General features: G+C 38.6%; 2 protein-coding genes. Both read right to left on the bottom strand.

The genetic code is table 11. The annotated features are described in order from the left end of the window. Window positions 1-147 precede the first annotated feature (147 nt). Entirely contained in the window at window positions 148-1,254 is a 1,107-nt protein-coding gene (locus A1D25_RS10165) for a methionine biosynthesis PLP-dependent protein (protein ID WP_157395563.1), read from the bottom strand. A gap of 42 nt (window positions 1,255-1,296) precedes the next feature. Then, window positions 1,297-2,109: a 4-hydroxy-tetrahydrodipicolinate reductase gene (gene dapB, locus A1D25_RS10160; RefSeq protein WP_157395562.1), complete on the bottom strand. Its 813-nt coding sequence runs from the start codon at window positions 2,107-2,109 to the stop codon at window positions 1,297-1,299. Between the last annotated feature and the right edge of the window lie 334 nt (window positions 2,110-2,443).

Below are 2,443 nucleotides of genomic sequence, written 5' to 3'. Positions count from 1 at the left end.
ACAAAATAAAATCTGTTATTTTTCAATTGGTTATAACTTTTCTTGTAGGGACGCCACGCTGGCGTCCGAATGAAAAAAGACTTTGTCAATAATCTGAAAGGTTGGCAAATCATTGTTGCCAACCTTTTTACGTTCTGTTATTCAAACTTATTTTAAAGTTGCAAAAGCCTGTAATAAATCAGCTTTAATATCTTCAACGTGTTCTAAGCCCACAGAGAAACGTAATAATTTATTACAAACGCCACGAGCAATACGCTCTGCCTCTGGAATATCCATATGCGTTTGAGTAGCTGGATAAGTAATAAAACTTTCTGTTCCGCCTAAACTTTCTGCAAAGGTAATCAATTTAATACCTTTTAAGAAAGTATTCACCCAATTTTCATCTTTTAGACGGAAAGATAGCATTCCGCCTTTTCCTGAATAAAGTACATCTTTTACCTGTGGTTGTTCTGCTAGGAATTTTGCTAATTCTGTTGCATTTTGTTGATGACGTTCAACACGCAATGCAAGGGTTTTTAAGCCACGAATAATTAAATAGCTATCAAATGGCGAAAGCACAGCACCAGCCCCATTTTGCATATAGAATAATCTGTCACAAAGTTCTTGACCTTTTGCCACAATTAAACCTGCAAGCACATCATTATGTCCAGAAAGATATTTAGTTGCACTATGAATAACAATATCTGCACCTAAATCTAATGGTTTGAATAACACAGGCGTTAAGAAAGTATTATCCACAATGAGCATTAAATTATGCTTTTTCGCAATTTGAGCAATCGCTGCAACATCACACTCTTCCATCAATGGATTTGACGGTGTTTCAACAAAAATTGCTTTGGTATTTGGTGTGATTGCAGCTTCAATCGCAGATAAATCAGCGGTATTTACATAGACAGGTTTCACTGTGTTATGATTTTTATAGCTAAAATCCAGTAAGCGGTAAGTTCCGCCATAAACATCGCTAGAAATAATCCATTCATCAGGTGCAGTAAAAAGCGACATTATTAGTTGAATTGCCGCCATTCCTGATGCACAAGCAAAACCCGCATCGCCATTTTCTAAATCAGCAATACCTTGCTCTAAAACGGAACGAGTTGGATTTTTGGTGCGGGTATAATCAAAGCCTGTTGATTCGCCAATACCAGCGTGACCATAAGCGGTTGAAAGAAAAATAGGTGTTGCAACTGCCCCCGTACGTTCATCGGTACGGTTGCCTAATTGCACTAATGTTGTTTCAATATTGTTGTGCTTCATTTGTTATCCTTTTGCAAAAAATTAAATCAATCTGACCGCTTATTAAAGATTATTCAAATCTAAAACATCTGTCATATCAAATAAACCGTTTTGTTTTTGTTGTAGCCATTTCGCTGCACGCACTGCTCCGTTAGCAAAAGTCATTCGACTAGATGCTTTATGAGCAATCTCTACTCTTTCGCCTTCATCAGCAAACCAAACACTGTGTTCGCCCACGACATCGCCTGCACGAATAGTGGCGAAACCAATTTCATCACGTTTGCGTTCGCCTGTAATACCTTCACGAGCAAAAACACCGTGAGTTTTTAAATCACGACCTAATGTTTTAGCAATATGCTCTCCCATTGAGAGTGCAGTACCTGACGGTGCATCTACTTTATGGCGGTGATGAGCCTCAATGACTTCGATATCACAATAATTGCCCATTACTTTTGCTGCTTTTTCCAACAATTTAAAGACTAAATTTACCCCTACACTATAATTAGACGCAAACACGATGGCGATTTTTTCTGATGCGTTTTGAATAGCTTGCTTTCCAGCATCGTCAAAACCTGTTGTGCCGATAATCATCTGTTTTTGATGTGCGACACAAAAAGCGATATGTTCTAAAGTACCTTCTGGGCGTGTAAAGTCAATTAAGAGATCGAATTTATCTGCTTGGCTAGCTAAATCATCACTAACCGCAACACCTAATTGCCCAATTCCTGCAAGCTCTCCTGCATCAGTACCCACTAATGAAGATCCCTTACGCTCAAATGCAGCACCTAATTCCACCCCTTGAGCATTATGAACTGCCTGAATAAGCTGTCTGCCCATTCGACCACCTGCTCCCACAACCCCAATTTTTAATGTCATATTCTGTCCTTAAATTTATTTACCGAAAATGGCGTGATTTTATAAGAAAATGAGAGTTATTGTAAGCCAAAAACACCTAAACACAAAAAACGGACACATTTTGATCTGTGTCCGTTTCAGATTATTGACGAACTTATTTCGTGTAGGGTGGGCTTAAGCCCACCACAGATTATTGACAAAGTCTTTTTTCATTCGGACGCCAGCGTGGCGTCCCTACAAGAAAAGTTATAACCAATTGAAAAATAACAGATTTTATTTTGTTGTGTAGGGACGCCACGCTGGCGTCCGTTTATTGAATACAACAAATTGAGGTTTGTCATCAGTCTGAATCATT

Origin of the sequence: Ursidibacter arcticus (assembly GCF_009761375.1) — a bacterium.
Taxonomy (GTDB): Bacteria; Pseudomonadota; Gammaproteobacteria; order Enterobacterales; family Pasteurellaceae; genus Ursidibacter; species Ursidibacter arcticus.
The sequence above is the reverse complement of the archived record's forward strand: the minus strand, read 5'-3'. Positions and strand labels throughout refer to the sequence as shown.